General features: G+C 71.8%; 23 protein-coding genes. 9 read left to right on the top strand and 14 right to left on the bottom strand.

Translation table 11 applies throughout. The features are described from left to right. The 7 genes from J7E93_RS23375 to ssd all read right to left on the bottom strand — a co-directional run. A partial coding sequence (locus J7E93_RS23375; protein WP_251066967.1) for a pilus assembly protein TadG-related protein occupies window positions 1–139 on the bottom strand: 139 nt, incomplete at its 3' end. Window positions 140–207: 68 nt separating this feature from the next. Next, on the bottom strand, window positions 208–567 hold the full coding sequence (locus tag J7E93_RS23370; RefSeq protein WP_215071900.1) for a TadE family protein: 360 nt from the start codon (window positions 565–567) through the stop codon (window positions 208–210). Then, window positions 554–748 (bottom strand): DUF4244 domain-containing protein, encoded by a 195-nt coding sequence (locus J7E93_RS23365; protein ID WP_215071899.1) that lies wholly within the window; start codon window positions 746–748, stop codon window positions 554–556. The genes J7E93_RS23370 and J7E93_RS23365 overlap by 14 nt, the downstream gene beginning before the upstream one ends. A 50-nt stretch (window positions 749–798) precedes the next feature. Next, a complete protein-coding gene (locus J7E93_RS23360) occupies window positions 799–1,596 on the bottom strand; it encodes a type II secretion system F family protein (RefSeq protein ID WP_374105425.1) in 798 nt (265 codons plus the stop codon). Then, window positions 1,593–2,462 (bottom strand): type II secretion system F family protein, encoded by an 870-nt coding sequence (locus J7E93_RS23355; RefSeq protein WP_251066964.1) that lies wholly within the window; start codon window positions 2,460–2,462, stop codon window positions 1,593–1,595. Before J7E93_RS23355 ends, J7E93_RS23360 begins: the two co-directional genes overlap by 4 nt. Window positions 2,463–2,476: 14 nt before the next feature. Continuing rightward, a complete protein-coding gene (locus tag J7E93_RS23350; RefSeq protein ID WP_215071898.1) occupies window positions 2,477–3,661 on the bottom strand; it encodes a TadA family conjugal transfer-associated ATPase in 1,185 nt (394 codons plus the stop codon). Next, window positions 3,658–4,803: a septum site-determining protein Ssd gene (gene ssd / locus J7E93_RS23345; protein WP_215071897.1), complete on the bottom strand. Its 1,146-nt coding sequence runs from the start codon at window positions 4,801–4,803 to the stop codon at window positions 3,658–3,660. The genes J7E93_RS23350 and ssd overlap by 4 nt, the downstream gene beginning before the upstream one ends. A gap of 507 nt (window positions 4,804–5,310) precedes the next feature. Here ssd and J7E93_RS23340 point away from each other — a divergent pair. Then, window positions 5,311–6,165 (top strand): HAD family phosphatase, encoded by an 855-nt coding sequence (locus tag J7E93_RS23340; RefSeq protein WP_215071896.1) that lies wholly within the window; start codon window positions 5,311–5,313, stop codon window positions 6,163–6,165. A 322-nt stretch (window positions 6,166–6,487) separates the two neighbouring features. On the opposite strand, the gene J7E93_RS23335 is transcribed toward J7E93_RS23340, so the two are convergent. Continuing rightward, window positions 6,488–7,315 (bottom strand): oxidoreductase, encoded by an 828-nt coding sequence (locus tag J7E93_RS23335; RefSeq protein WP_215071895.1) that lies wholly within the window; start codon window positions 7,313–7,315, stop codon window positions 6,488–6,490. 102 nt (window positions 7,316–7,417) lie between these two features. On the opposite strand from J7E93_RS23335, the gene J7E93_RS23330 reads away from it, so the two are divergent. Continuing rightward, window positions 7,418–8,404 carry an ATP-binding protein gene (locus tag J7E93_RS23330; RefSeq protein ID WP_215071894.1) on the top strand — a complete coding sequence of 329 codons (987 nt, stop codon included), beginning with the start codon at window positions 7,418–7,420 and terminating at the stop codon, window positions 8,402–8,404. 112 nt (window positions 8,405–8,516) lie between these two features. Here the strand turns inward: J7E93_RS23330 and J7E93_RS23325 are convergent, their stop codons facing one another. Next, entirely contained in the window at window positions 8,517–9,953 is a 1,437-nt protein-coding gene (locus J7E93_RS23325) for a hypothetical protein (RefSeq protein WP_251066962.1), read from the bottom strand. 312 nt (window positions 9,954–10,265) lie between these two features. On the opposite strand from J7E93_RS23325, the gene J7E93_RS23320 reads away from it, so the two are divergent. From J7E93_RS23320 to J7E93_RS37325, 6 genes are all read left to right on the top strand, one after another. Next, on the top strand, window positions 10,266–12,854 hold the full coding sequence (locus tag J7E93_RS23320; RefSeq protein WP_251066961.1) for a bifunctional SulP family inorganic anion transporter/carbonic anhydrase: 2,589 nt from the start codon (window positions 10,266–10,268) through the stop codon (window positions 12,852–12,854). 194 nt (window positions 12,855–13,048) lie between these two features. Further along, window positions 13,049–15,004: an acetate--CoA ligase gene (acs, locus tag J7E93_RS23315; RefSeq protein WP_374105424.1), complete on the top strand. Its 1,956-nt coding sequence runs from the start codon at window positions 13,049–13,051 to the stop codon at window positions 15,002–15,004. A gap of 318 nt (window positions 15,005–15,322) precedes the next feature. Then, entirely contained in the window at window positions 15,323–16,732 is a 1,410-nt protein-coding gene (nhaA, locus tag J7E93_RS23310; RefSeq protein ID WP_215071893.1) for a Na+/H+ antiporter NhaA, read from the top strand. Window positions 16,733–16,769: 37 nt separating this feature from the next. Further along, the gene (locus J7E93_RS23305; RefSeq protein WP_215071892.1) at window positions 16,770–17,246 is read left to right on the top strand and encodes a phage holin family protein; all 477 of its coding nucleotides are present in this window, start codon (window positions 16,770–16,772) and stop codon (window positions 17,244–17,246) included. Beyond that, window positions 17,243–18,184 (top strand): alpha/beta fold hydrolase, encoded by a 942-nt coding sequence (locus J7E93_RS23300; protein ID WP_215071891.1) that lies wholly within the window; start codon window positions 17,243–17,245, stop codon window positions 18,182–18,184. The genes J7E93_RS23305 and J7E93_RS23300 overlap by 4 nt, the downstream gene beginning before the upstream one ends. A 110-nt stretch (window positions 18,185–18,294) precedes the next feature. Next, window positions 18,295–18,483, top strand: a complete 189-nt coding sequence (locus J7E93_RS37325; RefSeq protein WP_251066960.1) for a hypothetical protein — start codon at window positions 18,295–18,297, stop codon at window positions 18,481–18,483. A gap of 27 nt (window positions 18,484–18,510) precedes the next feature. Here the strand turns inward: J7E93_RS37325 and J7E93_RS23295 are convergent, their stop codons facing one another. The 3 genes from J7E93_RS23295 to nth form a co-directional block, all read right to left on the bottom strand. After that, the gene (locus tag J7E93_RS23295) at window positions 18,511–19,710 is read right to left on the bottom strand and encodes a MarP family serine protease (RefSeq protein ID WP_215071890.1); all 1,200 of its coding nucleotides are present in this window, start codon (window positions 19,708–19,710) and stop codon (window positions 18,511–18,513) included. Between the two features lie 47 nt (window positions 19,711–19,757). Then, window positions 19,758–20,594 carry a CoA pyrophosphatase gene (locus J7E93_RS23290; protein WP_251066958.1) on the bottom strand — a complete coding sequence of 279 codons (837 nt, stop codon included), beginning with the start codon at window positions 20,592–20,594 and terminating at the stop codon, window positions 19,758–19,760. A gap of 78 nt (window positions 20,595–20,672) precedes the next feature. Continuing rightward, window positions 20,673–21,677: an endonuclease III gene (gene nth / locus J7E93_RS23285; protein WP_374105423.1), complete on the bottom strand. Its 1,005-nt coding sequence runs from the start codon at window positions 21,675–21,677 to the stop codon at window positions 20,673–20,675. A gap of 253 nt (window positions 21,678–21,930) precedes the next feature. On the opposite strand from nth, the gene J7E93_RS23280 reads away from it, so the two are divergent. Then, the gene (locus tag J7E93_RS23280; protein WP_015034542.1) at window positions 21,931–22,605 is read left to right on the top strand and encodes a Crp/Fnr family transcriptional regulator; all 675 of its coding nucleotides are present in this window, start codon (window positions 21,931–21,933) and stop codon (window positions 22,603–22,605) included. 104 nt (window positions 22,606–22,709) lie between these two features. On the opposite strand, the gene J7E93_RS23275 is transcribed toward J7E93_RS23280, so the two are convergent. Together J7E93_RS23275 and J7E93_RS23270 are read right to left on the bottom strand one after the other, a co-directional pair. After that, complete coding sequence (locus tag J7E93_RS23275) at window positions 22,710–23,594, bottom strand: prohibitin family protein (RefSeq protein WP_215071888.1); 885 nt, start codon at window positions 23,592–23,594, stop codon at window positions 22,710–22,712. Window positions 23,595–23,670: 76 nt separating this feature from the next. After that, on the bottom strand, window positions 23,671–24,501 hold the full coding sequence (locus J7E93_RS23270) for an MBL fold metallo-hydrolase (RefSeq protein ID WP_215071901.1): 831 nt from the start codon (window positions 24,499–24,501) through the stop codon (window positions 23,671–23,673). Window positions 24,502–24,572 lie beyond the last annotated feature (71 nt).

Here is a 24,572-nt window from a genome sequence, read left to right as displayed (position 1 = left end):
GGTCGGCGGCGGCCAGCGCGGCCAGGTCGGCGGCCCCGCCCGCCCGGTGCCGGGCCGCCACCGCCTGCCCGAGGGCTAGCACGGCCCCGAACACCACACAGAGCACACAGGCCGCGAACGCCGTCCATACCGTCGCCATCCCCCGGTCCCTCCTTTCCGGCCGCAGGACACGCCCCAGGGGCCCGGACGGCCGGGGCGCGGTGGCGCTCATGGCGTGCTCACCCCCACCGCGTCCTCGGCGAGCGCCGCCGCCCCGGCGCGGAGCGTGAGTCCCAGTCCGCCCGGCCCAGGAGCCGGGGCCTCCACCGTCACCCTCCACAGCTCCTCCGAACGGGTGACCGAGACCCTGGCCCCGCCGGGAGCGGCCGCCCGCGCCGCGGCCTCGGCGGCGGCCACCGGCTCGGAGCGGGCCACCATCCGTGCCCCGGCCCGGGCCGCGTCCACGCACTGGATCTGTGCTGCCGCGGCGGCGAGCGACCAGACCAGGGCCATGGTGAACACCACCAGGGCCGGCAGGGCCATGGCCGCCTCCACGGTCACGGCGCCCCGGTCCTCAGAACGGCGCATCGAGCGCCTTCCCGATCACGGACTCCAGCGCGCCGGAGACCGACCCGCTCGTCACGATCTTGTACAGCACGGCCGCGAAGGCCGCGGCCGCGATCGTTCCCATCGCGTACTCGGACGTGGTCATCCCCGCGTCCGTCCTGGCCGCCCACCGGGCCCGCCACCACGCGCTCACATACGTCATGCCAACTCCTTTGTTCGTTCTCGTCCTTGGTCGCGATCGCTGCTGTTCCGTCAGGCCCGCAGCAGGCCGGTGGCGAGTCCGATCACCACCGGGGCCACCCCCACCGCCAGGAAGGCGGGCAGGAAGCAGAGCCCCACGGGCGCGGTGATCAGCACCTGCGCCCGCTGCGCCCGGGCCGCCGCCTTCCGCGCCCGGTCCGCCCGCAGATCGGCCGCGTGTCTCGAGACGGCCTCCGCCGCGGGCGCCCCGGAGGAGCCGGCCCGTTCCAGGCAGCGGGCCAGGCCCTCGGCGCCGGGTATCGCGCCGAACCTCCGCCACACATCCGCCGGTTCACCGCCCAGCCGCAGCTCCGCCGCCGTCCGTGCCAGGCGCTCGCCGACCGGCCCTCCCAGCGACCTGCCCACCGCTTCCACGGCCTCGCCGGGCCCCGCTCCGGCCGTAGCGCAGGCCGCCAGCAGATCGGCCGCGAGCGGAAGTTGGCGTGCCGCCTCCCCGTCATCGGTCACCGCCGAGGCGCGGCGCACACTCCACCGCCACGCTCCCCAGCCCACCGCGACCGCGACCGCGACCAGGAGACCGGCCGTCCCGCCGACCAGCACCCAGCCGGCGAGGGCCGCGACGAGCGGCAGGGCCCCGCTGCGCAGCCACGGCGGCACCACCGCCCCACCCCGCCGTCCTCGCCCGAACTCGGTCTCCAGCAGGGCCGCGAGCCGTTTCCGTGTGCGACGCTCGCGCCGCCGGTCCGCCACCGCCCAGGCAGCCCAGACGACCCCGCCGACCGGCCCGGCCGCCGCCCACGCCCCTGCCCTGGGGGCGAGCTCACCCACCAGCTCCCATGCCGCCGTCACACCCGCTCCCCTCCTCGCACGATCCGCGCCGCCCACCACAGCCCGGTCGCCTCCAGGACCCCGCCCACGGCAAGACAGCCCAGTCCGACCGGTGTGTGCAGCAGGACGTGCAGCGGCCGGGCTCCCAGAGCCGTGCCGAGCGCGAGACCCACCGCCGGGAGGACCGCGAGGACGGTCACCGTTGCCCAGGCGCCGGCCAGTTGGGCCCTCATCCGCTCCCGCTGGTCCCGGTGCTCCCGCAGCGCGGCCTCCAGCCGGTCGAGCCCGGCGGCCAGCCCCGCGCCACCGTCCACGGCGACCTGCCAGCACGCCGCCAGACCGGCCAGTCCGTCGGCACCGTCCTGCCGGGCGGCTCGCCGCAGCGCCTCGGCCACGTCCCCGCCGAAACGTGCCGCGGCGAGCACCGCGGTCTCCTCGCGTGCGCCCAGCGCCCCGGTCGTCCTGGCCGCGAAGATCAGGGCCTGCGCGGGTTGCCGACCGGCTCTCAGCTCGCCCACGATCGCGCCGCACAGGGCCACCACCGCGTCGGAACGCGCCTCCCGCTCCTTGCGGGCGGCCACCGCCCGCAGCTTCCGCCCCACCAGGGGCACCGCGAGCGCTCCTGCCACCAGCGGCAGCGGTGACTCCCCGAGGAGCGAGAGCAGCACCGCCGCGGGCAGGCAGAGCCATGCGCGCCGCCCCCGGGCCAGGGCCCCGCACCGCTCGCCCAGGACCCGCCACGACGGGCCCGTACGCTCCGGTCCGCCCCGGGCTCCCGGGACGCCTACGCCGGCCAGGACCGCCCTCGCTCTGCGCAGCCCCCGCTCCCGCTCCGCCACCCGCCACAACGCGGCCCCGGCGCACAGGACGGCAGCGCCCTGAGCCAACAACCACTGCGCCTTCACCACAACACGCCCCCGATCAGCTCCCGCAGCCGCTCCCAGCCCCGCTCCCGCTCGAACCCGGCCGCTCCCCAGCGCAGCGCGGGCACCGTCACCACCAGCCCCTCCCGGTCCCTTTCGAGGACATGGATCTCGGCGATCCGCCGCCGTCCGGCCCGGTCCCGTACGAGATGCAGCACCGTCGAGACGCCGGCGCCCAACTGGCTGTGCAGTGCGGCCCGGTCGAGACCCGCCGCCGTCCCGAGCGCTTCCAGGCGGGCCGGGACGTCCGCCGCGGTGTTGGCGTGGACGGTCCCGCAGCCGCCCTCGTGGCCGGTGTTCAAGGCGGCCAGCAGGTCGACGGCTTCCGCGCCCCGCACCTCGCCGACCACCAGCCGGTCGGGCCGCATCCGCAGGGCCTGGCGGACCAGGTCCCGCAGGGTCACCTGACCCGCGCCCTCCTGGTTCGCGGGCCGCGCCTCCAGGCGCACCACATGCGGATGGTCGGGACGCAGCTCGGCCGAGTCCTCGGCCAGGACGATCCGCTCGCGCTCACCCACCAGACCGAGCAGCGTGGACAGGAGCGTCGTCTTCCCCGAACCCGTACCGCCGCTGATCAGATACGAGACCCGGGCCTCGATGAGGGCGCGCAGGATGCGCTCCCCGCCGGGCGGGACGGTGCCCGCCTCGGTCAACTCCCCCACCGAGAAGGCCCGCGGCCGCACCACCCGCAGCGACAGGCAGGTCGAGCCGACCGCCACGGGCGGCAGCACGGCATGCATCCGGGTCCCGTCCGGCAGCCGGGCGTCCACCCAGGGCCTGGCGTCGTCCAGGCGCCGTCCGGCCACCGCGGCGAGCCGCTGGGCGAGCCGGCGTACGGCCGGCGCGTCGGCGAAGGCGACGTCGGTGAGTTCGAGGCCGGAGCCGCGGTCGACCCAGACCCGGTCGGGTGCCGAGACCAGCACGTCGGTGACCGCCGGGTCGGCCAGCAGTGGTTCCAGCGGTCCCGTGCCGACCAGCTCGCACCGCAGGGCCTCCGCAGCGCCGAGGACTTCCGCGTCGCCGAGCAGCCGCCCCTGGGCCCGCAGCGCCGCGGCCACCCTCGCGGGCGTCGGTTCCGCCCCGCTCTCCGCGAGCCGCCGGCGCACCGCCTCCAGGAGACCCGCACCGCCGCCCGTACCGACGGGGGCCGCCAGGGCGCTCATGACGCCCCCTCCGGGGTCAGCGCGCGCTCCCAGAACTCCGCGCAGAACCGGCCCAACGGACCGCGCGCGTCGGAGCCGGGCGGCACGCCGGTGTCCAGGGCGGGCAGGAGACCGGGATCGTGCGGCAGTTCACCGGCGAGGGGCAGCCGCAGCGCGTCCGCCACCCACTGTTCGTCGAGTCCGGGCGCGTACGGCCCGCGCACGACCACGCGCAGATCGCTCAGGACCATGCCGGCGAGCGAGGCGACGCGGTGGGCCGCCGCCACCGCCCTCAGCTCGCCGGGGACGACGAGCAGTCCGAGGTCGAGCTGTGCCAGGGCCTCGGTCACCGCCGCGTCGACCCGGCGGGGAAGGTCCACGACGACCACCCCTCCGCGTCTGCGCGCGGCGGCGAGAACCGAGCGCATGGCCTCGGGCGGTACGAGGACGGAGTCCCCCCGGTCCCAGCTGAGCACCCGGAGTCCGCGCACCGAGGGCAGCGACTCCTCCAGGGCTCCGCCGGCGACCCTGCCCTTGGAGGCGGCGAAGTCGGGCCAGCGCCGGCCCTCGGCGCGCTCACCGCCGAGCAGGACGTCCAGTCCGCCGCCGAGCGGGTCGCCGTCCAGCAGCAGGGTGCGCCGGCCGGTCCTGGCGGCGGCCAGCGCGAGGGCGCAGGCCAGTGTCGAGGCGCCCGCGCCGCCGCGGCCGCCGATGACGCCGACGGTCAGCGCCTGTCGGCCCACACCCTCGGCGGCGTCGGCGATCCGGTCGACGAGCCAGCTCTCGGCGTCCGGCAGCCGCAGCACGCAGTCGGCGCCGATCTCGACGGCCCGCCGCCACACGTCGGGGTCGTCCCGGTCCCGGCCGACGAGCATCACCCCCTGCCGCCGGGCGGCCCCGCGGCACCGGGCCGCCGCGTCGTCGCCGACCAGGACGAGCGGGGCATCGGCCCAGCTCGCGCGGTTCTCCGGCACCGTGTGGTGCACCTCGGGCTCGGCTCCCGCCGCGGCACACAGCCGCAGCAGGTCGTCGAGCAACGCGAGGTCCTCGGTCACGATCAGCGGCCCGGCCCGGCGCGCCTCGGCCGCCGGCTCCCCGCCCGAGCCTCCGGACGGCTCTCCGGACGGCCCGGCGGACCTCGAGGCCCTGGAAGGCCTCGGCATTCTGAAAGTCATGGTTCCGGCCACAGCACACGTCCCCTGTCCCCGTGTGATCCCCTCCGTGCCCGTCGCACGGCCGAGATCGGTGATTCCTGCTGCCCGCTGAGTTCGCGGTGGGATTCACCGTGCCGTCGTCCAGGAAATCTTGTGGATCTTGCTCAAAAACTGTGGATAACTCGCCGGTTGCGAATATCCCCGTGCCCCATACCGGGGATGGCCGGAGAGCAGCGCCACGACTACTATGCGTGACGAATCGAAGGTGTCACGCCGCCATGGCCTCAGGGCCGGCGAGAGGAGGAGCCATGAGGATCCGGTGGGCGAAAACGCGTCCGGACATGCGACGACCCCCGCCGGGGGGGAGAGCGGGGGTCGTCTTTACCGGCCGACTCGGGGGGGGAGGAGCCGGGCCGGGTTAGCACGGTCGCGAACGATCCGTGACTTCCATGGTGTACCCGAGAGCCTTCTCAGGCAAACCCACACGCCCCAGCGTACGCCGAATGGCGGGCACCTATGCTCGGGCTCGTGGAAAACCACTCGTTGCCGCGCACAGCCGCCTTCTTTGACCTGGACAAGACGGTCATTGCGAAGTCGTCGACGCTGACCTTCAGCAAGTCCTTCTACCAAGGCGGACTGATCAACCGCCGCGCCGTCCTGCGGACTGCCTACATCCAGTTCGTCTTCCTCGCCGGCGGCGCCGACCACGATCAGATGGAGCGGATGCGCGAATATCTTTCCGCGCTCTGCAAAGGCTGGAACGTCTCGCAGGTCAAGGAGCTTGTCGCCGAGACCCTGCATGACCTGATCGACCCGATCATCTACGACGAGGCGGCCTCCCTCATCGAGGAGCACCACGCCGCGGGCCGCGACGTCGTGATCGTCTCGACCTCGGGCGCCGAGGTCGTGGAGCCGATCGGCGAGATGCTGGGCGCCGACCGGGTCGTCGCCACCCGGATGGTCGTCGGCGACGACGGCTGCTTCACCGGAGAGGTGGAGTACTACGCCTACGGCCCCACCAAGGCCGAGGCGATCCGGGAGCTCGCGGAGTCGGAGGGGTACGACCTCTCACGCTGTTACGCGTACAGCGACTCGGCGACCGACGTACCGATGCTCGAAGCCGTCGGGCACCCCTACGCCGTCAACCCCGACCGGACTCTGCGCCGTGAGGCGACCGCCCGGGACTGGCCGATCCTGGCCTTCGAGAAGCCGGTCCGGCTCAAGCAGCGGCTGCCCGCCTTCAGGATGCCGCCGCGCCCCGCGCTCGTGGCCGCTGCCGCCGTGGGCGCCGCCGCCGCGACCGCCGGACTGGTCTGGTACGCCAACCGTCGGCGGCAGGCCGCTCTTGCCGATCGCTTTGCCCGTATTTGAGACAAAAGTAAAGAAGTGGAGCCAGGGCTTTCGCTTCCCAGCCGACAGGAGTAGAAAGGAATCAGGCCCGCGAGACCTAGGACATCCGAGAGGATCACCTGTTGAGCAAGAAGGCCCCACGGACCTCGCACTGAAGCCGGGCACCCACGCGACGTCGACCCGTCGATTACGGGCCAGCCGCACCAGGCGAAGGGCTAAGTTCCCCGCTTGATGGGCACATATCGAGGACGCTTGGTAACTCGGCAGACGTGCCAGCGGCGGTACCAGGACTGGTACCGCCGCAACCCTGTGCAGGGCCCTCAAGACGTATAGGCCCCCAGGCTCAAGCCGCGCCGCGCTGCAGCGCCTCGCAGACCGCCGTCGACTCCCGGACACCCAGCTCCACGGCCCGCCCGCAGTGGGCGATCCAGGCGGCCATTCCTTCCGGCGTCCCGGACACATACCCCTCGAACGCCGCGACGTACGCCGCACGGCCCTGCTCCGCATGGCCGACCTCGGCCGGACAGATCGCCTTGGGGTCCAGCCCGCTGCCGATGAGCACGATCCGCTCGGCGGCCCGCGCGATCAGCCCGTTGTACGAGGTGAAAGGGCGCAGCGCGAGCAGTTCGCCGTGCACCACGGCCGCCGTCACCAGCGCCGGAGCCGTACCGCCCGCGATGATCAGCGCCGAGAGTCCGTCGAGCCGCCCCGAGACCTCCGCCGGGTCCGGCAGCGGCGCCTCGATCAGCGGCTCGTCGACGGCCTCGCCGGCCTGCCGGGGCCTGCCGACCGAGTCCCCGAAGCCGGCGGCGTCGCCCACCGCCACCAGGTGCAGACGGGCGAGCACCCGCAGCGGTGACTGGCGCCAGATGGAGAGCAGCTGACCGGCCTCGGCGCCGAGCCGCAGGGCGGCGCCCACCGTGCGCGCCTCGGCGTCCCCGCCGAAGTCCGTGCGCCGGCGCACCTCTTCCAGGGCCCAGTCGGCGCCGGACAGGGCGGCCGAACCGCGCGCCCCGCGCAGGGCCGCCTCGGAGGTGATTTCGTTGCTGCGGCGCCGCATCACGCGGTGTCCGTAGACCCGGTCGACCGCCTTGCGTACGGAGTCCACCGATTCGGCGACGCCCGGCAGGGAACCGAGGGCGGCCAGGGGGTCAGAGGCGTGCGTACTCATAAGTAGGGAGGCTACGCGCCCCGGGGCGGGACCCCACGTTGGAGTGGTCTTCTTCACGCCTCTTGACCACACGGCGCAGTCGTGGCACTACCCTAGGTGAACATGAAGATCGCTTTCGTAGGGAAGGGCGGCAGCGGCAAGACCACGCTGTCCTCGCTCTTCATCCGCCACCTCGCCGCCAATGAAGCCCATGTCGTCGCCGTGGACGCCGACATCAATCAGCACCTCGGTGCCGCACTCGGCCTCGACGAGGCGGAGGCGGCGGCGCTGCCTGCGATGGGCGCGCATCTGCCGCTGATCAAGGAGTACCTGCGCGGCAGCAACCCGAGGATCGCCTCGGCCGACACGATGATCAAAACGACCCCGCCCGGCGAGGGTTCGCGCCTGCTGCGGGTGCGCGAGGACAACCCGGTGTACGAGGCGTGCGCGCGGACCGTGCGGCTCGACGACGGCGACATCCGGCTGATGGCGACGGGCCCGTTCACCGAGTCGGACCTGGGTGTGGCCTGCTACCACTCCAAGGTCGGCGCGGTGGAGCTCTGTCTGAACCACCTGGTCGACGGGGAGGACGAGTACGTCGTCGTCGACATGACGGCGGGCTCGGACTCCTTCGCCTCGGGGATGTTCACCCGCTTCGACATGACGTTCCTGGTCGCCGAACCGACCCGCAAGGGCGTCTCGGTCTACCGCCAGTACAAGGAGTACGCACGGGACTTCGGGGTGGCGCTCAAGGTCGTGGGCAACAAGGTGCAGGGCCCGGACGACGTGGAGTTCCTGCGCGCCGAGGTCGGCGAGGACCTGCTGGTGACGGTGGGCCACTCGGACTGGGTCCGCGCGATGGAGAAGGGCCGGCCGCCGCGCTTCGAGCTCCTGGAGGCGGACAACCGGATGGCGCTGCAGGCCCTGCAGAACGCGGCGGACGACTCGTACGCCCACCGCGACTGGGAGCGCTACACGCGCCAGATGGTCCACTTCCACCTGAAGAACGCGGAGAGCTGGGGCAACGCGAAGACCGGGGCCGACCTGGCGGCGCAGGTCGACCCCGGTTTCGTGCTGAGCGAGAGCGTGGCCGTGCCTCAGCCCAGTTGAGCGAGGGCCTCAGGGGCGCTCGGCCCGTTGGGCCCGGGCCCCCTCGGCCCGCTCGGCCCGCTGGGCCCGCTGGGCTCGGGGCCCGCTCGGCCCACCGGCCCCCCTCCTCGGCCTACTCCTCCTGGTCCGCCTGCTCGGCCTTCCCGGCCTGTTCGGCCTTCTCTGGCTTCTCTGCCTTCTCGACCTTCTCGGCTTTTTCAGCCTGCTCAGCCTTCTCGCCCTGCTTGGCTTTCTCAGCCTGCTCAGCCTTCTCGCCCTGCTTGGCCTTCTCAGCCTGCTTGACCTCGGCGGACTTCGCCGGAGCGGACGGCTGGGGGGCCAGGAAGGCCGCCCAGCCGCCCTTCGGGGCCTCGCCGACCTTCAGAGTCCGCATCTTGGCGAGGACGGCCGGGTCCTGGGCGTCCAGCCAGTCAGCGAGCTGGCGGAAGGACACGCACTTCACGTCCTTCTGGACGCAGACCGTGGCGATGGTCTCCTCGATGGCACGCATGTACGTGCCGCCGTTCCAGGACTCGAAGTGGTTGCCGATGATGAGCGGCGCCCGGTTGCCGCGGTACGAGCGGTTGAAGGCCTGCACGAGGCCGTCGCGCATCTGGTCACCCCAGAACTCGTGCATCGACCGGTCGCCCTGCGTCGTGCCGGACTGGTTGACCAGGAAGTTGTAGTCCATCGAGAGCGTCTGGAACGCGCGCCCCGGGACCGGGACGAGCTGCATCGACAGGTCCCATAGACCTTGGTCCTTCTTGGGCCAGATCTGGTCGTTCACGCCACTGGTGTCGTAGCGGAAACCCAGCTGGGAGGCGGCCTTGACGAAGTTCTTCCGGCCTTCCAGGCAGGGAGTGCGGGCCCCGACCAGCTCCTTGTCGTAGTCGAACGGGAGCGGCTGCTCGGCGGTCAGGCCGGAGTTCGTCTTCCAGTTCTTCACGAAGGACTTGGCCTGCTTGATCTCGCTCTTCCAGTCCTCCACCGACCAGTCGCCGACTCCGCCCTCCTTGCCGCAGAAGTGCCCGTTGAAGTGCGTACCGACCTCGTTGCCCTCCTGCCAGGCGGCGCGCAGCTCGCGCACGGTGGCCCGGATGCCCTCGGTGTCGTTGAAGCCGATGTCCGAGCGGCCCGCCGCGTGCTGGGGCGGGTTGTAGAGCTTCCGCTTCTCCTCGGGCAGCAGATAGACCCCGCTGAGGAAGTACGTCATGGTCGCGTCGTACTTCTTGCCCACCTCGCGGAAGTGGGAGAAGAGCTTCTGGCTGTCCTCGCCCGCGCCGTCCCAGGAGAACACCACGAACTGCGGCGGCTTCTGACCGGGCTTCAGGCGCTCCCAGGTCGGCTGGTGGGGCTGGGCGCCGGTGAAGGCGGTCGAGCCGTCGCCGATCAGGCGCACCGCGCTCTGCGGGGCCGCGGCCTCGCCCTTCTTCGCCCCCGCGGCGCCCTTCCCCGGAGCCTCCCCGTCGGCGCCCGAGCAGCCGGCGAGGCCGGTGATCAAGGCGACGGCGAGAGCGCCGGCGGCGAGTGTCCTCGTGCGGGCAGTGGTCCTACTCCCGGCGGCTGTCATCCGCCCACCTCTCCTCGGTTCCGTGCGAGCGGCGTCAACGTCGCACCACGGCCCCCGAAGAGATGAAACGACAAGCGGTGTTCCCCCCGCTTATCACCGGAACCGGTGAATCATTGCCCTGTTTGCCCCGAAAATCATGCCGCAGTCTTTACTCTGCATTACGATCCATTTACCGAGCGTTGATCCTCGCCCACCAGTGAGCGGCGAGGATCCGCGCCGTATCCCGCCGCTGCACGCCGTGACCCACGGCCGCGACCCCCACGTTCGTCCCGCACGAGCCGCGACCGCGCTGCCCCGGAGGAGACGGGAACCATGACTCTCTGCCCGACCGACCGCACCACCCCCCGACGCCGCTTCCAGCGGCCGCACAGCCCGCCAGGCCGCAAGCACCGATTCGGCATCGCGGGCGCCGACCTGTCCGCATCGATCTCCGTCTTCCTGATCGCGCTGCCGCTCTCGCTCGGCATCGCACTCGCCACCGGAGCACCGCTCCAGGCCGGCCTGGTGGCCGCCGCCGTCGGCGGCATCGTCGCCGGCCGGTTCGGCGGGGCCCCGCTCCAGGTCAGCGGGCCCGCCGCGGGCCTCACGGTGGTCACCGCCGAACTGATCCAGCGGTACGGCTGGCGCACCACCTGCGCCATCACCGTCCTCGCCGGCCTCACCCAACTGGGTCTCGCCGCCCTGCGCGTGGCCCGATCCGCCCTCGCCGTCTCCCCGGCGATCGTGCACGGCATGCTCGCCGGCATCGGTGTCACCATCGCCCTCGCCCAACTCCACATCATGCTCGGCGGCAACCCGCAGAGCTCAGCCGTGGACAACGTCCAGGGGCTGCCCGCCCAACTGGCCGACCTCCACCCGACCGCCCTGACCATCAGCGCGCTCACCGTCGCCGTGCTGCTGCTCTGGCCCCGGCTGCCCGGACGCGCCGGACGGTTCCTGCGGGTGATCCCGGCCGCGCTCGCCGCGGTGGCGGCGGCCACGGCCGTGGCGGCGATCGGCGGGCTGGGCGTGCCCCGCGTCGACCTGCCCTCCTGGAGCAGTCACGCCCTGCCGGGCCTGCCGGAGGGCCCGGTCCTCGGCATCCTGGCCGGGGTGCTCACCATCACGCTCGTCACCAGCGTGCAGTCGCTACTGTCGGCCGTCGCCGTCGACAAGCTGGTGGCCAAACGCGCCGACCGGGGCCACGGCGTCCCTCGCTCCCACCTCGACCGCGAACTGGCCGGCCAGGGAGCCGCGAACATCGTCTCCGGCGCACTCGGCGGGCTTCCGGTCGCGGGCGTCGCGGTCCGCAGCGTCGCCAATGTCTCGGCGGGCGCCATGAGCCGCCACTCCACGATGCTGCACGGTCTGTGGATCGTGCTCGCCGCGCTCTTCCTCGTTCCCGTCCTCGACCTGATCCCGCTGCCCGCCCTGGCCGCGCTCGTCATGGTCGTCGGCATCCAGATGGTGAGCATCACCCACATCCGCAGCGTCACCCGGCACCGCGAAGTCCTCGTGTACGCCGTGACACTGAGCGGAGTCGTGGTCGTCGGCATCCTGGAGGGCGTCGCCCTCGGGATCGCGGTGGCCACCGCCGTCGCCATGCACCGCCTGGCCAAGACCCGTATCACCCTGGAGGAGGTGGGCGGCCGCCAGCTGGTCCGCGCGCGGGGGCAGTTGACCTTCCTCGCCGTACCCCGGCTGAGCCGGGCGCTGCACCAGGTTCCCCGGGGAAGCCATGTGGTGGTGGAGCTGGACGGGTCCTTCATGGACCATGCCGCGTACGAGACGCTGCACGACTGGCAGGCCTCCCACGTCGGCCACGGCGGCACGGTGGAGATCACCGGTCCCTCCGGCGCCCGGATCACCGATCCCACCGCCGAGTCGCACACCTGCTGCCGCCCGTGGACCCCATGGCGCAACCACCACTGCGGCGAGCACCCGGCGGACGAGACCCGGCGGACGACCGGACATCAACTGGCGAGTGGAATCGGCAAGTTCCAGCGCAACACGGCGCCCCTGGTGCGCGACGAGCTCGCGCGGCTCGCCCGCGAGGGCCAGCGCCCCTCGCAGCTCTTCCTCACCTGCGCCGATTCCCGCCTCGTCACCAGCATGATCACCTCCAGCGGGCCGGGTGACCTGTTCACCGTACGGAACGTGGGCAACCTCGTTCCGCTGCCCGGCGAGGAGAGCGGCGACGATTCGGTCGCGGCGGCGATCGAGTACGCGGTGGAGGTGCTGCGCGTGCAGTCGATCACCGTCTGCGGGCACTCCGGCTGCGGCGCGATGCAGGCCCTGCTCAACAGCCGACCGGACGCCCCGCAGACACCGCTGCGTCGCTGGCTGCGCCACGGGCTGCCCAGCCTGGAGCGGATGGCGAGCCGCAGGCACGCCTGGGCCCGGATCTCCGGCCGCCTCCCGGCCGACGCGGTGGAGCAGCTCTGCTTGACCAACGTGGTCCAGCAGTTGGAGCACCTGCGGACGTACGAGGCGGTGGCGCGGCGGCTCGCCGACGGAACGCTGACGCTGCACGGGATGTACTTCCATGTGGGCGAGGCGCAGGCGTATCTGCTGAAGGAGCCCGACGAGCTGCACCGCTACGACGACGTCTTCGACCGGGTCCCACCCACCGTGGACCGGGACCCGACGACCGCCGATCACATCGCCCTCACCCTCGACCGCACCACCCTCGACCACGCCACCCTCGACCGCACCACCGTCGACCGCACACCACCCACCATCGACCACATCCGACCCACCATCGAAGACACCCCGTCCACCGTCGACGACAACCCACCCACCCCGGACCGCATCCCATCGGCCCTGGACCACATCCCCACCTCCGAGGTCCCGAGCCCGCATGCCGCGGACCCGACCCCCTCGGCCGTCCCCCCGGAGCCGGTGGAAGCCCGCGCGTCCTGAACCTTCCCGCGCGGACGTCCGTGAGAGTGTGTGGCCCCTTCTTCCCACCGCCCGGGAAGGAGGGGCCACCGCACGCCCGCCCACCGATAGGTCTAAACCAATTTCCTGGAGACTCTTGTCACCCGGGCCTCTGGCTGATGAGCTATGACGCGGGACACATAGGCACATAGGACGCCCTGGGAAAGGGAGATGTCGTGAGCAACGAAAGCCTGGCCAACCTGCTCAAGGAAGAGCGGCGGTTCGCGCCGCCGACCGAGCTGGCCGCGCACGCCAACGTGACGGCGGAGGCGTACGAGCAGGCCGCGGCGGACAGGCTTGGCTTCTGGGCCGAGCAGGCGAGGCGGCTCACCTGGGCCACCGAGCCGACCGAGACCCTCGACTGGTCGAACCCGCCGTTCGCCAAGTGGTTCGCCGACGGCGAGCTCAACGTGGCGTACAACTGCGTCGACCGGCACGTCGAGGCCGGAAACGGCGACCGGGTCGCCATCCACTTCGAGGGCGAGCCGGGCGACAGCCGCGCGATCACCTACGCCGAGCTCAAGGACGAGGTCTCCCGGGCCGCCCACGCCCTGACCGAGCTGGGTGTCGGCAAGGGCGACCGGGTCGCGATCTACCTCCCGATGATCCCGGAGGCCGTCGTCTCGATGCTGGCCTGCGCCCGCATCGGCGCCGCGCACTCCGTGGTCTTCGGCGGCTTCTCCGCCGACGCCATCGCCACGCGCATCGAGGACGCCGACGCCAAGCTCGTCATCACCGCGGACGGCGGCTACCGCCGGGGCAAGCCCGCCGCGCTCAAGCCCGCCGTCGACGAGGCACTCACCCGGGTGGACCGCGTGCGCAACGTGCTGGTCGTGCGCCGCACGGGCCAGGACGTGGCATGGACCGAGGGCCGGGACGTGTGGTGGGACGACATCGTCGCCCGCCAGTCCGCCGAGCACACCCCCGAGGCGTTCGAGGCCGAGCACCCGCTCTTCATCCTCTACACCTCCGGCACGACGGGTAAGCCCAAGGGCATCCTGCACACCTCCGGCGGCTACCTCACCCAGGCCGCGTACACCCACCACGCCGTCTTCGACCTGAAGCCGGAGAGCGACGTCTACTGGTGCACCGCCGACATCGGCTGGGTGACCGGACACTCGTACATCACCTACGGGCCGCTGGCCAACGGCGCGACGCAGGTCATGTACGAGGGCACGCCGGACACCCCGCACCAGGGCCGGTTCTGGGAGATCGTCCAGAAGTACGGCGTCACGATCCTCTACACGGCTCCCACCGCGATCCGTACGTTCATGAAGTGGGGCGACGACATCCCCGCGAAGTTCGACCTGTCGAGCCTGCGTGTGCTGGGCTCGGTCGGCGAGCCGATCAACCCCGAAGCGTGGATCTGGTACCGCGAGCACATCGGCGCCGGCAAGACCCCGATCGTGGACACCTGGTGGCAGACGGAGACCGGCGCGATGATGATCTCGCCGCTGCCGGGCGTCACCGAGACCAAGCCGGGCTCGGCCCAGCGACCGCTCCCCGGCATCTCCGCCACCGTCGTCGACGACGAGGCGAACGAGGTGCCGAACGGAGGCGGCGGCTACCTGGTCCTCACCGAGCCGTGGCCGTCGATGCTGCGCACCATCTGGGGCGACGACCAGCGGTTCATCGACACGTACTGGTCGCGCTTCCAGGGCAAGTACTTCGCCGGCGACGGGGCGAAGAAGGACGAGGACGGCGACATCTGGCTGCTCGGCCGGGTCGACGACGTCATGCTGGTCTCCGGGCACAACATCTCCACCACGGAGGTCGAGTCGGCCCTCGTCTCCCACCCGTCCGTCGCCGAGGCGGCGGTGGTCGGCGCCGCCGACGAGACGACCGGTCAGGCGATCGTCGCCTTCGTCATCCTGCGCGGGACGGCCAGCCAGACCGACGACCTGGTCGCGCAGCTGCGCAACCACGTCGGCACCACGTTGGGGCCGATCGCGAAGCCGAAGCGGATCCTGCCCGTCGCGGAGCTGCCGAAGACCCGCTCCGGCAAGATCATGCGGCGTCTCCTGCGGGACGTCGCGGAGAACCGTGAGCTGGGAGACGTGACGACGCTCACCGACTCCTCGGTCATGGCACTCATCCAGACGCAGCTGCCTTCGGCGGCCGCCGAGGACTGACCGGGCCGGAGAGGTGCTGGCAGGCGCCCACCCCGGGTCACCCGGGGTGGGCGCCCTCGGTCGGAGCGGACGCCCTCGACAGGCCGAGCGTGCGATCTGTCCCTAAAGTGAAGGTCGCCGGACGCAGCCCTGGCTCGTTAGGTAAGGTAAAGAAAGCGTCAGTAGTCGTCGGCGTCGACAACGAGCGTCGTGAGTGACAGGCGTTGACAAGCGTCGTCGGTGACCGATGTCGGTGACGCGACAAGAGGAACTAGGTGCGCCGGGAAGTCTGGTCGGCAAGTGCTTTGCCCTGCCCGAACCGACCGGAGGTCCCCCGCCGTGCCCGCGCCCGCACCCGCCCCCACGTCCGCCACCCGTAAGTTCCTCGGCCGGCTCCCGCTCCCCGAGCGGCAGTACATCACCGATGCGCTGCGCACCGAGACCGTCGGTGGCGTGCTGCTGCTCCTGGCCGCCGTCGCCGCGCTCGTCTGGGCGAACACCCCTCTCGGGGACAGTTACACCGCCGTACGGGACTTCCACATGGGTCCCGCCGTCCTCGGGCTCGACCTCTCCGTCCAGCACTGGGCGGCCGACGGCCTCCTCGCGATCTTCTTCTTCGTCGCCGGCGTCGAGCTCAAGCGCGAGCTCGTCGCGGGCGAGCTCCGCGACCCCAAGGCCGCCGCGCTCCCCGTGATCGCCGCGCTCTGCGGCATGGCCGCGCCCGCGCTCGTCTACGCCCTGACGAACGCCGTAGGTGGCGGCTCGATGGACGGCTGGGCCGTACCCACCGCCACCGACATCGCCTTCGCGCTCGCCGTGCTCGCCGTCATCGGCACCTCGCTGCCGTCCGCGCTGCGCGCGTTCCTGCTGACGCTCGCCGTCGTCGACGACCTCTTCGCCATCCTGATCATCGCGGTCTTCTTCACCAGCGACCTGAACTTCGCCGCCCTCGGCGGCGCCATCGCCGGCCTCGCGGTCTTCTGGCTGCTGCTGCGCAAGAACGTCCACGGCTGGTACGTCTACGTCCCGCTCGCCCTGGTCATCTGGGGCCTGATGTACAACAGCGGCGTCCACGCCACCATCGCCGGTGTCGCCATGGGTCTGATGCTGCGCTGCACCCGGCGGGACGGCGAGCGGCACTCCCCCGGCGAGCACATCGAGCACCTGGTCCGACCGCTCTCGGCCGGCCTCGCCGTACCGCTCTTCGCGCTGTTCTCGGCCGGAGTCGCGGTCAACGGGAAGTCGCTGACCGACGTCTTCACCCAGCCGGTCACCCTCGGTGTCGCGCTCGGTCTGGTGGTCGGCAAGGCCGTGGGCATCTTCGGCGGCACGTGGCTCGCCGCCCGCTTCACCAGGGCGGAGCTCAACTCCGACCTGGCCTGGCCGGACGTCTTCGCCATCGCCTCCCTCGCCGGAATCGGCTTCACCGTCTCGCTGCTCATCGGCGAGCTGGCCTTCGAGGGCGACGCGCCCCTGACCGAGGAGGTCAAGGCGGCCGTCCTGATCGGCTCGCTGATCGCGGCCGTGCTGGCGACGGTCCTGCTCAAGCTGCGGGTACGGAAGTACCAGGCGCTGATGGCCGACGAGGAGCGCGACGAGGACGAGGACGGCATCCCCGACATCTACGAGGAGGACGACCCGGAGTACCACCTCCGGATGGCCGCGATCTACGAGAAGAAGGCCGCGGAACACCGGGAGCGCGCCGAACTGGCCGGGGCATCGCGCGACGACGCCGACAGTCCGGCATGATCTGAGGTCGGACCGTAGAAGAGAAGAGGGAGCAGCGATGAGCGACCCGGTCAACGGAGCCGAGCGCAGCCTCGGACAGCTGGTCGCCTCGGCGACCGCCGAGATGTCCGCGCTGGTGCACGACGAAATCGCCCTGGCCAAGGCCGAGATCCGACAGGACGTCAAGCGTGGCGCGATGGGCGGCGCCGCCGGCGGGGCCGCGGCCATGGTGCTGCTCTTCTCGCTGCCGATGCTGAGCTTCGCGCTCGCCTACGGCATCCAGGCCTGGAGCCACTGGCACATCTCGGTCTGCTTCCTGCTCTCCTTCGCGGCCAATGTGCTGCTCGCGGGGCTGCTCGGGCTCGTCGCCTACGCCAAGTTCAAGAAGGTCAAGAAGCCCGAGAAGTCCATCAACTCGGCCAAGCAGACCGCGGCGATCCTGCAGAACGCCAAGCCGCACCCGCGCCCCGAACGGGCGGTCCTGCCCGGCACGGTCCAGGACAAGGCCGCTGTTGTGGGACGCTCGTCTGCATGACCGTCCCTGAGAGCAGCAACGGCAGCGGCAACGGCAGTCCGGTACGGATCGACGGCCCCTGGACCCACCGTGACGTGGCCGCCAACGGCGCGCGCTTCCACATCGCCGAGATGGGCGACGGGCCGCTCGTCCTGCTGCTGCACGGCTTCCCGCAGTTCTGGTGGGCCTGGCGCCACCAACTGCCCGCTCTCGCCGACGCGGGGTTCCGGGCCGTGGCGATGGATCTGCGGGGCGTGGGCGGCAGCGACCGTACGCCCCGCGGTTACGACCCCGCCAACCTGGCGCTCGACATCACCGGCGTCGTCCGCTCCCTCGGGGAGCCGGACGCGGCGCTGGTCGGACACGACCTGGGCGGCTATCTCGCCTGGACGGCCGCCGTCATGCGGCCCAAGCTGGTACGCCGGCTCGCGGTCTCCTCGATGCCGCACCCGCGCCGGTGGCGCTCGGCGATGCTCTCCGACTTCTCGCAGTCGCGCGCCGGTTCGTACGTCTGGGGCTTCCAGCGCCCGTGGCTGCCGGAGCGTCAGCTCGTCGCCGACGACGCCGCCCTGGTGGGCCGGCTGATCGAGGACTGGTCGGGTCCCGGGCTGCCGGACGAGGAGGCGATCCAGGTGTACCGGCGGGCGATGCGTATCCCGTCGACGGCGCACTGCTCGATCGAGCCCTACCGGTGGATGGTGCGGTCCATGGCGCGGCCCGACGGCATCCAGTTCAACCGGCGTATGAAGCGCCCGGTGCGGGTACCCACGCTGCATCTGCACGGCTCGATGGACCCGGCGATGCGGACGCGCAGCGCGGCGGGCTCCGGGGAGTACGTGGAGGCGCCGTACCGCTGGCGGCTCTTCGACGGACTGGGGCACTTCCCCCATGAGGAGGACCCGGTGGCGTTCTCCACGGAGCTCATCAACTGGCTCAAGGACCCCGAGCCCGACCGCTGACGGACGGGTGGCGCACAACCGTTCCCCGAACGGCCATGTGCCCGGCGCATACTCCAATTGGCGGGCTCCGGGGCGGTTACCGACCTTGGGCCCCGGGCAGACGTCGGGGTATGGGCTGGACGTACGACTACGGTGACACAGCACGCGACCGCCGCTCGGCCACTGGGCCCGGCTCCCCCGAGAGGGGTGGACCCCAGGACCAGCGCCACTCGCATCCCGCGCAGGAGATCGGGATCCCGCGCATCCTGCGCCGCCGGGCCCGATGGGTCTCGGCCCGCCTCCGGCACTCTCGCGACTGAGCGTACGGAGGCCCCGCGCGGGGCCTCCTACAGCGCGCAGCTCTCGCTGTCGACCTGCTGGTTCGCCGCACGGCCCTGGACGATGTCCTCCTGGATCTCGTCGACGGTCAGCGCGTAGCCGGTGTTCGCGTCGTCCAGCGAGCGGGCGAAGATCACGCCGTACACCTCGCCCTCCTCGGTGAGGAGCGGGCCGCCGGAGTTGCCCTGACGGACCGTCGCGTACAGCGAGTAGACGTCCCTGCGTACCTCGCCCTGGCGGTAGATGTCCGGTCCCTTGGCGTTGATACGGCCCCGGACGCGCGCCGAGCGGACGTCGTACGAGCCGTTCTCGGGGAAGCCCGCGACGATCGCGCTGTCGCCGCTGCGGGCGTCCTCGTCGGCGAACCGCAGGGGCTGGGCGTTCAGATCCGGTACGTCCAGTACGGCGATGTCGCGCTGCCAGTCGTAGAGGACGACCTTCGCGTCGTACAGCTTGCCCTCGCCGCCGATCTGGACGGTCGGCTCGTCGACGCCGCCCACCACGTGGGCGTTGGTCATGACCCGGCGGTCGGCGAAGACGAACCCGGTCCCTTCGAGGACCTTGCCGCAGCTCGGCGCCGTGCCCACGACCTTGACGATGGAGCGCTGGGCGCGGGCGGCCACCGGACTGCCGGCGAGCGCCGGGTCCGGCGGCCGGACCTCGGTGATGGGCTCGTTGGCGAAGGGGCTGAAGACCTGCGGGAAGCCGTTCTGGGCGAGGGTCGAGGTGAAGTCGTCGAACCAGGACGACACCTGATCGGGCATCACCTGCTCGACGCCGAGGAGCACCTTGGAGCTGCGCACCTCCTTGCCCAGGGTCGGCATCGAGGTTCCGGCGAGGGCCGAGCCGAGCAGCCAGGCCACCAGCAGCATCGCGACCACGTTGACCAGCGCGCCACCGGTGGCGTCCAGGGCGCGCGCGGGTGACCAGGTGATGTGGCGGCGCAGCCTGTTCCCGAGGTGGGTGGTGAACGCCTGGCCGACCGAGGCGCAGACGATCACCACGATCACGAAGACGACCGTCGCCGTGGTCGAGACCTCGGCGTTGTCGGTCAGCTGGTCCCAGATGACCGGGAGCAGCAGGACGGCGACGAGGCCGCCGCCGAGAAACCCGATCACCGACAGGATGCCGACCACGAATCCCTGGCGGTAACCGATGATCGCGAACCACACGGCGGCGAGCAGCAACAGGATGTCCAGCACGTTCACCGTCAATAGCCTCGCAGATTCGTCTTCGGTCGCCGGGGGTCAGCCTGTCATGCGCGCCAGTCCAGCGGGACCTGCTTCGCCCGGTCCCACGGCCTCTCCCAGCCCGCGTAATGCAGCAGCCGGTCGATGACTCCGGCGGTGAAACCCCAGACCAGAGCCGATGCGACCAGGAACGCGGGGCCCTGGTGGCCGCTCGGGTGGACGGTGGTCGCGCGGTTGGCGGGGTCCGTGAGATCCGCCACGGGAACGGTGAAGACCCGGGCCGTCTCCGCCGGGTCGACCACACCGACCGGGGTGGGGGTGCGCCACCAGCCGAGGACCGGGGTGACGACGAAACCACTGACCGGGATGTAGAGCTGGGGCAGCACGCCGAAGAGCTGGACGCCGGAGGGGTCGAGCCCGGTCTCCTCCTCGGCCTCCCGCAGAGCGGCCTGCAGCAGGCCGCCGTCGGCCGGGGAGCCGTCCTCGGGGTCGAGGGCGCCGCCGGGGAAGGAGGGCTGCCCGGCGTGTGAGCGGAGGGAGCCGGAGCGCTCCATGAGCAGCAGCTCGGGCCCGCGCTCGCCCTCGCCGAAGAGGATGAGGACGGCGGACTGGCGTCCGGCGCCGCTCGCGGGCGGCAGAAAGCGGCTGAGCTGCTCGGGCGCGACGGTACGGGCGGCCCGGTCGACGGGGGCGAGCCAGGCGGGCAGCCCCTCGCGGCTGAGCAGGCCGCCGGTACCCACGCCGTAGATCTTCCGGTCCTCGGCCGCTCCGGCCACTCCGGCTGCCTTGGCCACTCCCGCTGCTCCGGCCACTCCTGCCGCCTTGGCCACTCCGGCCTCTCCGGCCGCCTTGGTCTCTCCGGCCGCTTCGGTCGCTTTGGTCTCTTCCTCAGTGCGCGTCATAGGCACCCCGTGTTTCACAACGCGATCGGACGGTGGCTTCGTTCCCCCGGGCCCTCATGCCCTCGTGCCCGCACGTGCTCATGCGCCGGCACCGGGGGACACGCCGAGGGCCGGGGGCGCCGGCCGGCCCGGATAGTCCGGGGGCGGGTTGAGGCGCTGGCCTGGGTAGCCGCCCTTCTCGTACTTCAGGAGCTTGTGCGCCTTCTCGGGGTCCGTCTCGCCCTCTCCGTACGCCGGGCAGAGCGGGGCGATCGGGCAGGCGCCGCAGGCGGGCTTGCGGGCGTGGCAGATCCGACGGCCGTGGAAGATCACCCGGTGCGAGAGCATCGTCCACTCGCTCTTGGGGAAGATCTCGGCGATCTCGGCCTCGATCTTGACCGGATCGTCCTGGTCGGTCCACTTCCAGCGGCGGGCGAGCCGCATGAAGTGGGTGTCGACCGTGATGCCCGGCACGCCGAAGGCGTTGCCCAGGACGACGAAGGCGGTCTTGCGGCCGACGCCGGGAAGCTTCACCAGATCGTCGAGGCGGCCGGGGACCTCGCCCCCGAAGTCGTCCCTGAGGGCCGCCGCCAGGCCCATGATCGACTTGGTCTTGGCGCGGAAGAACCCGGTCGGTCTGATCAGCTCCTCGACCTCCTCGGGGACCGCGGCGGCGAGGTCCTCGGGCGTGGGGTACCTCGCGAAGAGCGCGGGGGTGGTCTGGTTGACCCGCAGGTCGGTGGTCTGGGCGGAGAGGACCGTGGCGACGAGCAGCTCGAAGGGATTCCGGAAGTCCAGCTCTGGATGGGCGTACGGGTAGACCTCGGCCAGCTCCCGGTTGATCTTCCGGGCACGGCGGACCATCGCGAGGCGGGATTCCGCTTTCGCGGACTTCGGAGGTCCGGCGACCTTCGACGCCACCTTGGCCGGGGCCTTCGCGGAGGTCTTCGCCGGGGCCTTGGCAGAGGTCTTCGCAGGGGTCTTCCTCGGCGTGTCGGGCGGCGTCCTCGCCGGGGCCTTCGCCGGGGCCCCGGCCGCCTTCGCGGTCGGCGCGACGGGGCGTTTTGCGGCATTTGTTCGCTTCGGCGCACCCTGTTCGCCCACAGCGGAATTACCCTTGGCGGACACTCTCCCAGCCCCCTTGGCCTGCGCTCTCACCGGCGAGTTGGACACCCGGCCAGCCTAAGGGCCACCACCGACATCCGCCCCGGGCACGGCCGATCAGGACCCAATCGGGGCCCTGGCGTACGGACCGGCGGTTCGGTACGTCAAACTTGTTGTGATTGATCGCACTGTTTTGTGCGTCCGGCATCATGGGATCAAGGTCCCCTGAGCAGGTCGACATAGGAGAGAACTCGTGGACGACGTTCTGCGGCGCGCCCCGCTCTTCGCGGCGCTCGATGACGAGCAGGCCGCGGAGCTGCGCGCCTCGATGAGTGAAGCGACGCTCGCCCGTGGCGACGCGCTGTTCCACGAGGGAGACCCCGGCGACCGCCTGTACGTGGTCACCGAGGGCAAGGTGAAGCTCCACCGCACCTCCCCGGACGGCCGCGAGAACATGCTGGCCGTCCTCGGCCCCGGCGAGCTCATCGGCGAGCTCTCCCTCTTCGACCCGGGCCCGCGCACCGCCACGGCGACGGCGCTGACCGAGGTCAAGCTGCTCGGCCTCGGCCACGGCGACCTCCAGCCCTGGCTGAACGCCCGCCCCGAGGTGGCCACCGCCCTGCTGCGCGCGGTCGCCCGCCGACTGCGCAAGACCAACGACCAGATGTCCGACCTGGTCTTCTCCGACGTTCCGGGCCGTGTCGCCCGCGCGCTCCTCGACCTGTCGCGCCGCTTCGGCGTGCAGTCGGAGGAGGGCATCCACGTCGTCCACGACCTGACCCAGGAGGAGCTCGCCCAGCTGGTCGGCGCCTCCCGCGAGACGGTCAACAAGGCGCTCGCGGACTTCGCCCAGCGCGGCTGGCTGCGCCTGGAGGCCCGCGCCGTGATCCTGCTGGACGTGGAGCGCCTCGCGAAGCGCTCGCGGTAAGCACTCCCGTACGTACGAGAAGGGCCGCCCCGGTCGAATCCGGGGCGGCCCTTCTCGTATCGCATCAGATCGGACCAGATCGGATCAGGTCGGATCAGGTCGGATCAGCGCTTCGTGCCGTCCACGATCAGCGGGTTCCCGCTGCCGCTGCCACAGGGCACCGCGTACACCGGGTTCTTCGCCGCGACCTCCCTGTACGCGTCGATGCACTGGTTCATCAGGACCTTGTCGGTCAGCGAGTCGTTGAGGATCTTGTTGGCGCGGGCGATGCCCTCCGCCTCGATACGGCGCCGGTCGGCCTCGGCCTTGGCCGTGCGGGAGGCCTCGGTGGCGCGCTCCGTCGCCTGCTGCTGCTGGATCTTGCGGTCGATCTGGCCCTGGAGCGCGTCCGAGGGCTTCACGTTGCGCAGGTTGACGGTGGTGACGGCGATGCCGCGCGGCGCCAGGCGCTCCTTGATCAGGCTGTTGATCTCGGCGTTGATCTTCTCGCGGTCGGTGGCATAGCCCTGCTCGCTCGTGTAGCGGGCGAAGACGTTGCGGACGATCTCCCGGCTGTCGGGGTAGACCAGCCGCTGCTGGATGGCGTCCTCGCTGCCCGCGAGGCGGTAGAGCTCGACCGACTTGGCGGGGGTCACCGCCCACTTCACGGTCACCTCGGCGTACATCACACCGCCCTGCGAGGAGCGGACCTCGACCACGTCCTTGTCGGAGAGGTTGAGGTCGACGGGGCGGGTCGAGAACGTCGTGACGTCGGTGAACGGCGACTTGATGTGCATGCCGGAGGTCATCGGCGAGCCGACCTTGCCGAACGCGACCGGGACGCCGACCTCGTACGCGCTGACGACGTAGAGGGTGGAGCCGAGGAACGCGAAGACACCGGCGATGAGCGCGCCGAGGGCGCCGAGCTTCAGCCCGCGGGTGTCATTGGCGCGGGCGACGAAGAACAGCACCACCGCGGCGATGAGCAGCAGGATGGATATGACGAACATGGGCATTCCCCCGAGAACTACGGCCAGAAGTAAGCGGAGCGTAAGGCACGGACCGTAGCTCTACGGGGGCGGGGGGTCAGATCAGACCGTGCTCCCGCAGGTATTCGAGCTGCGCGCGTACGGAGAGCTCGGCGGCCGGCCACAGCGAACGGTCCACGTCCGCGTACACATGGGCGACGACCTCCTCCGCGGTGCTGTGGCCGTTCTCCACGGCCGTCTCGACCTGCGCGAGGCGACTGGCGCGGTGGGCGAGATAGAACTCCACCGCCCCCTGGGCGTCGTCGAGCACCGGCCCATGGCCCGGCAGCACCGTGTGGACCCCGTCGTCGACCGTGAGCGAGCGCAGCCGCCGCAGCGAGTCCAGATAGTCGCCGAGCCGCCCGTCCGGGTGCGCCACGATCGTCGTCCCGCGCCCGAGGATCGTGTCCCCCGTCAGCACCGCCCGGTCCGCGGGCAGGTGGAAGGAGAGCGAGTCCGAGGTGTGGCCGGGGGTCGGCACCACACGGAGCTCCAGACCGCCGAGCGAGACCACCTGACCGGCCGACAGCCCCTCGTCGCCGAGTCGCAGCGCGGGGTCCAGGGCCCGTACATGGGTACCCGTCAGCTCGGCGAACCGGCCCGCGCCCTCGGCGTGGTCCGGGTGGCCGTGCGTGAGCAGGGTGAGCGCGACCCGCTTGCCGAGCTTCTCTGCGGTGTCGACGACGTGCCGGAGGTGGCCGTCGTCGAGCGGACCGGGGTCGATGACGACGGCCAGGTCCGAGTCGGGCTCCGAGACGATCCAGGTGTTGGTGCCGTCGAGGGTCATCGCGGACGGATTCGGCGCGAGGACGTTGACGGCACGGGCGGTCGCGGGGCCGGAGACCACGGCTCCTCGGGGCTGCCCGGGCAGCGCGGCGGCGTCACTCACGGCGCACCCCCGGTCCCGGCGCCGGTGCCCCTGCCCGTTCCGGCGCCATTCGCGGTGCCGTCCGCGGTGCC

The sequence above is a fragment of the Streptomyces sp. ISL-36 genome, assembly GCF_018614205.1.
Classification (GTDB): Bacteria; Actinomycetota; Actinomycetes; order Streptomycetales; family Streptomycetaceae; genus Streptomyces.
Note: the sequence above shows the minus strand (reverse complement) of the source record. Positions and strands in the feature narration are given on the sequence as shown.